This is a genomic window from Anoxybacillus pushchinoensis (genome assembly GCF_900111795.1).
Taxonomy (GTDB): domain Bacteria; phylum Bacillota; class Bacilli; order Bacillales; family Anoxybacillaceae; genus Anoxybacillus; species Anoxybacillus pushchinoensis.
Genome location: NZ_FOJQ01000033.1, coordinates 23064 through 29137, shown reverse-complemented (window position 1 = coordinate 29137; position 6074 = coordinate 23064). Strand labels below are relative to the sequence as shown.

The window sequence follows — 6074 nt, the reverse complement described above, 5'->3', positions numbered from 1 at the left end:
TTCATCATCTTTGGCGAGGAGACCCCGACTTCTAAGCGAGAGCGAAAGTCGGGGAGGAATCGCCCTTCCTCCTTTCTTTTGTATATGATAGAATAGGAATGTGGAGAAAACCGTTGAATCAAGGCACTCCAATCCCCGTTACTCGATGTAGGGAGTTGGTTGCAGGAAACGTTGCAACCGTAAAACATCGAGCGTACATCCGTCTGTTGTGCGTGGAAGTCAAGTACTGCCTACAGACATGCCGAGCCACTCGGTAGCGATATAGGCATGACCTATGTCGTTGGGTAGTCGTCAACCTGCCCCTGATGCAACCCCAAGTCAAGGAAGGAGGACGATGTCCGTTCGCACTTCTGGGGAGTCGCAAGCCCCCGCTTCAAGCGTTAGCCAAGTGGGGGTAGTTGACATGCATCCCCCTTTACAAAAACAACGCAGCAACATATGAAGCAACGACTAATGTCACAATGATGCTTCCCCCAACAAAAAACATATGTTCTGCTGCTCCTTCATTCCGATACTCCAATGCGGTGGCGCTCCATATGTTGGCTAAACTCATCATCGGCACGATCATTCCTGCCCCGGCAATTTGTGTAAATCGGCGATACAATCGAGTAGGGGTACATAGCGCGGCACACACGATAAGCGTTCCGTTCATCCAGCGAATCGCTTCCGCTTCATTCATGTGGAACCATATGCTATACATATCGTGAAACGCCTGACCAACTATCGCAATCAATCCTCCTGCTAAAAAAGCTTTTAACATACATTCCCTCCTATCGATCGACAAAATATATCCAATGAAAAAGAGAACCTGCCACTTTGCCAAATACCATCGCCATAAGTAATATGACAATTTGCTCATCGATACCGAGTCGCTTCGCTAAAATCGGAAATACGTTTAATACTTCCGTTAACGCCGCTGCAAGCATGCCGACAAACACGCCGCTACAGAGGCCGATGACGCTTGCAAGCATAGGAGGAAAAGAAAAAAGAGGATCGCGCAGGCTAATCCAACTGCTTACAACCGCTCCAAGTACAACTCCCCATTCATACGTTGCAATCCATTTCATCGTTTTCGTTAACTGTGTTAAACGGGGAATGACACCAAGAACAGTTAAAAACGCTACAAAACCTGAACCGACAGCTAACCCTCCTGCTAATCCGACAAACGCTACAATGAACTCACGAATCATCGTTCATTCGCCTCATCGCTTCTTTATTTTCATGCATAATGACGTATTGATCGAGCGACTGTTGATATTGGAACATTTCAACTTCAAGCGGGCTCGGCTCTTCATTAATGCGCTTTTTAAAAAAATGATTAAAAAATAAAATCATGCCGAGACCTAATCCGAGCGAATATGGAACTTGAAACCATAGCGGCTTGACGACTTCCTTCCCTGTAATGACCCGATATAATCGTTGTTGCACTTGTTGCATGCTCACATCTTCATGAAAATTCATGATGGCAAGCCCTGATCCGACAAACAAAAGAAGCCAAACGACTGGAACGTACAAATAGCCCCATCGTTTTTTTTCATACACCACTTCAACAATCGTTTGCGACGGTCCAAGTAACTGAACGTCAACGTGTGGAACAACAGCCAGCAAAGTTTTCATCACATGCATCACGTCAATGATAACAATGTTGCGATCCTTCTTTTTCACTGTATAAATCGGCACTCGCCTAAGCTCGTCCATTCGTTCATTTGCAATCACTTGTGCGACGTCCCCTAATCGAACGGTTGCGTTCGGTTGTACTTGTATACGATGGCGCATTTTCAAAAAAACTGTCCCTTTCATACTGACACCTTGCTTCCTTCATGATATTTGTAGTATGGGATATATGTGTATTCTGTATGCATAAAAGCCCGAACGGACTTATTCATCCATTCGGGCTTTCATTTGTTGCAATATTTTTTTCTCTAAACGAGATACTTGCACTTGAGAGATGCCTAATCTAGCTGCCACTTCTGATTGTGTTTGATCTTTATAGTAACGCAAGTAAACGATAAGCCGCTCACGTTCATCAAGTTCTTCCATCGCCTTTTTTAACGCAATTTTATCGAACCAAACATCTGGTTCATCGGCAATTTGATCGAGCAGCGTAATGGGATCGCCGTCATTTTCATACACCGTTTCATGAATGGACGTTGGCGAACGAATAGCTTCTTGCGCTAACACAACGTCTTCTGGCGCAATGTGCAAAAACTCGGCAATTTCATTTACCGTCGGGACGCGGCCGTTTCGTTTCGATAATTCATCTTTTGCTTTTCTTATTTTATTGCCAATTTCTTTTAATGAACGGCTCACCTTCACGGATCCGTCATCGCGAATAAAGCGTTGAATTTCCCCGAGAATCATCGGTACAGCATATGTGGAAAACTTGACATCGTATGACAAGTCAAACTTATCAACCGATTTCATTAAACCGATACAACCGATTTGAAACAAATCTTCTGGTTCGTATCCGCGGTTTAAAAACCTTTGCACAACCGACCAAACAAGACGCATATTTTTTTCAATGATTTCATCGCGCGCCTGCTGATCTCCTTGTTGACTTCTCCGAATCAATTGTTTAATCTCGTGATCTTTGACAGCTTGTACCTCGACATCCATAGGCACGTCTCCCTTAATTGCATAACGCTTTGCTTTTCGTTACATGCTTAATCAGCTCCACGGTCGTTCCTTCATTCACTTTGGAATAAATGTTCACTTCATCCATAAAGTTTTCCATAATCGTAAACCCCATACCGGAACGTTCAAGCTCCGGTTTTGTCGTAAATAACGGCTGCCTTGCTTCTTCAACGTTTTCAATTCCTTTTCCGCAATCGCGAACAGTTAAATGGACGGTATGCCCTTCAATGATGACGGAAATATATACGATGCCGCTTGGATTGTTTTCATACCCGTGAATAATCGCATTTGTCACCGCTTCCGATACAACCGTTTTAATTTCAGTTAGCTCATCAAGCGTTGGATCAAGCTGTGCGACGAACGCTGCAACTGTCACGCGAGCAAATGATTCATTTTGACTGAGGGCAGAAAACTGGAGGTGCATTTCATTTCTCATTTACGCCACCCCCAATGTTTGCAACGCATACTGTTCGTTCGCTTCTAAACGAATAATTTTAAACAATCCTGACATATCGAACAAACGCTTAATTGATGGAGAAACAGAACAAACAATCATCTCTCCACCAAGCCGTTGTATTTGCTTATATCTGCCTAAAATGACACCTAATCCTGAACTATCCATGAACGTTAACTCATTCAAGTTTAAAACGATCGCTTTCACTCGCTCGCGTTCCAATACATCGGTTACAGCTGCACGCAGCTCTTCTGCTGTATGATGATCTAACTCACCAGCTAATCGAACGAGCAACACATGTTGTTTCACTTCTAATTGAATCGATAAACTCACGGTTGTTTCCTCCTTATCCGCTTAGGTTAAGGAAGAATTCGACTGATTTATGCTTCAATCCTTCTTGCCGACAAAACTAGTGGTCATTCGCCCTGTTTCGTCAAGATGTGCGTGAGAAGGAGCTGAACATTCGTTTAAATAATTCCCACATGTTTGCTTCTTCTACTTGCTCTTTCGCCACTAAAGGACTTTTCGCAATCACCGAACCGTCTTTTTTAATGATGAGCGTGCCAAGTACATCTCCTTTTTTCACCGGTGCTTTCACTTTTTCGTTTAATTTCCATGCCGCTTTTATTGCCTCAGACTTTTCCCCTTTTTTCAATAAAACAGAAAGCGGTTCAGACGTCACAACGGCGACTGATCGTTTCTTTCCTTTGCTGACAGGAAGCGTCGTAATCGTTTCCCCTTTTTTATAAAGCGGTTTCGTCTCATAATGGCTAAACGCATAATCTAACATTTTTGTAATTTGCGCATTTCTCGCCTTCGGTGTTGGCGCACCAAAAACGACGGCAATGACGCGCATATTGCCTTTTTTCGCTGTCGCGGTTAGACAGTATTTTGCTTCGCTCGTATAACCTGTTTTCAACCCGTCAACACCCGGATAAAATTTCACGAGGCGATTTGTATTGACGAGCCAAAATTTTTTGTCCGTATTTTCTCGTAAATAATCTTCATACGTACCTGTGTATTTTGTAATTAAATCATATTTCAATAGTTCCTTTGCCATCACCGCCATATCGTACGCAGTGCTATAATGATTTTTTGCTGGTAAACCGGTCGTATTTTCAAATGCCGTATGTTTTAAACCAAGTTGCCTCGCTTTCTCGTTCATCATATGAACAAATGCTTCTTCTGATCCCGCAATGCGCTCTGCTAGTGCGACGGATGCATCATTGCCCGATCCGATCGCCACACCTTTAAGTAAATCGTCTACTGTCATTTCTTCCCCAGGCTCTAGAAAAATTTGCGATCCACCCATCGATGCGGCATATTCACTCGCCCGCACTCGCTCGTCTATCTTCAACTTTCCTTGATCAATAGCCTCCATAATGAGAAGCATTGTCATAATTTTCGTCATACTCGCTGGTGGAAGCGGCTCATGGGCATTTTTTTCATACAAAACAGCCCCTGTGTCTCTCTCAATTAAAATTGCTGATCGCGCCTCAGGTGCTAATTCAATTTTCGGCTGCTCCGCGCGCACAACGACGCTTGGAAGAAAAAGAAACGCGATAGCAAACATGCAAAAAAATCGCTTCATCTCCAACCCTCCATTTCTTTATACTTGCCATCCTTTCCATTTTTTATTTTTTTATACATAAAAAAACCTGAAGGAATGAATCCTTCAGGTTACGAAATTTTATCGTAAATTAATGTTGGTGCTTGCACAGGAGTTGCTGAGATGCGAATGTTTTCATATAGTTTTTGTTTTACATCATCCACTTGTTCGCGGTTGCTGTAAATTGTAACGAGCGATTCACCTTTTTTCACCGCATCACCGACTTTTTTGCGAAGCACGAGACCGACAGCTAAATCGATCGTTGATTCTTTCGTCGCTCGCCCTGCACCGAGCCACATTGCCGCCGTTCCGACCGCATCCGCGACAATTTCGGATACGTATCCATCTTCTTTCGCTTCTAGTTCAATAATATATTTTGCTTGCGGCAATTTACTCGGATCATCAACAACAGACGCGTCGCCGCCTTGCGCAGCTAAAAACGTCTTAAACGTTTCAAGTGCGGAGCCGTCTTTCATCGCTCGTTCTAACATATGGCGAGCTTCTTCAAGCGAAGATGCTTTTTCAGCTAAATATACCATATGGCTTCCAAGCACTAAGCAAAGTTCTTGTAAATCTTCCGGCCCTTCACCTTTTAACGTATCGATTGCCTCTTTTACTTCAAGGGCATTTCCGATCGCATAGCCGAGCGGTTGGCTCATATCGGAAATGATCGCCATCGTTTTTCGACCGACACGATTTCCGATATCGACCATCGCTTTCGCCAACGCTTTTGCATCATTTAAATCCTTCATAAATGCGCCTGCGCCCGTTTTTACGTCAAGCACGATCGCATCAGCACCAGCAGCAATTTTTTTACTCATAATTGATGAAGCAATGAGCGGAATGCTGTTGACCGTTGCCGTCACATCACGAAGCGCATACAACTTTTTGTCCGCTGGCGTCAAATTACCAGACTGACCGACAACGGCAATTTTATTTTTATTCACAAGATCGATAAATTCATCGTTCGTAATTTCAACGTGAAAACCTGGCACCGATTCTAGTTTATCGATCGTTCCACCCGTATGTCCAAGGCCGCGCCCAGACATTTTCGCAACCGGAACACCGACAGAAGCAACGAGCGGTCCGAGCACTAACGTTGTCGTGTCGCCCACACCACCTGTGGAATGTTTATCCACTTTTACTCCTTCAATTTTTGAAAGGTCGATCGTATCGCCTGAATGCACCATCGCCATCGTTAATTCAGCTGTTTCTTCTTCGTTCATGCCGCGGAAGAAAATTGCCATCGCCAACGCGCTCATTTGATAATCAGGAATGTCACCTTTTGTGTACCCTTCAATGATAAACTGAATTTCTTCTTTCGTTAATGTATGTCCGTCTCTTTTTTTCTCAATTAAATCGACCATTCTCATTGTG

General features: G+C 43.7%; 8 protein-coding genes. All 8 read right to left on the bottom strand.

Annotated elements, in window-relative coordinates; all coding sequences use genetic code 11:
- Positions 1-415 precede the first annotated feature (415 nt).
- A complete protein-coding gene (locus BM213_RS09745) occupies positions 416-760 on the bottom strand; it encodes a SpoVA/SpoVAEb family sporulation membrane protein (RefSeq protein ID WP_003394370.1) in 345 nt (114 codons plus the stop codon).
- 10 nt (positions 761-770) lie between these two features.
- Positions 771-1190, bottom strand: coding sequence for a stage V sporulation protein AB (locus BM213_RS09740; RefSeq protein ID WP_091703538.1), 420 nt, complete (start codon positions 1188-1190; stop codon positions 771-773).
- The gene (locus tag BM213_RS09735; RefSeq protein ID WP_091703537.1) at positions 1180-1800 is read right to left on the bottom strand and encodes a stage V sporulation protein AA; all 621 of its coding nucleotides are present in this window, start codon (positions 1798-1800) and stop codon (positions 1180-1182) included. Before BM213_RS09735 ends, BM213_RS09740 begins: the two co-directional genes overlap by 11 nt.
- Before the next feature lie 78 nt (positions 1801-1878).
- Positions 1879-2616: an RNA polymerase sporulation sigma factor SigF gene (sigF, locus tag BM213_RS09730; protein WP_003394364.1), complete on the bottom strand. Its 738-nt coding sequence runs from the start codon at positions 2614-2616 to the stop codon at positions 1879-1881.
- A 13-nt stretch (positions 2617-2629) separates the two neighbouring features.
- Complete coding sequence (gene spoIIAB, locus BM213_RS09725; RefSeq protein WP_091703532.1) at positions 2630-3070, bottom strand: anti-sigma F factor; 441 nt, start codon at positions 3068-3070, stop codon at positions 2630-2632.
- Positions 3071-3421 carry an anti-sigma F factor antagonist gene (gene spoIIAA / locus BM213_RS09720; protein ID WP_091703530.1) on the bottom strand — a complete coding sequence of 117 codons (351 nt, stop codon included), beginning with the start codon at positions 3419-3421 and terminating at the stop codon, positions 3071-3073.
- A 100-nt stretch (positions 3422-3521) separates the two neighbouring features.
- The gene (locus BM213_RS09715) at positions 3522-4679 is read right to left on the bottom strand and encodes a D-alanyl-D-alanine carboxypeptidase family protein (protein WP_091703527.1); all 1158 of its coding nucleotides are present in this window, start codon (positions 4677-4679) and stop codon (positions 3522-3524) included.
- An 89-nt stretch (positions 4680-4768) separates the two neighbouring features.
- Complete coding sequence (locus BM213_RS09710; RefSeq protein WP_091703524.1) at positions 4769-6070, bottom strand: pyrimidine-nucleoside phosphorylase; 1302 nt, start codon at positions 6068-6070, stop codon at positions 4769-4771.
- Positions 6071-6074: the final 4 nt, after the last annotated feature.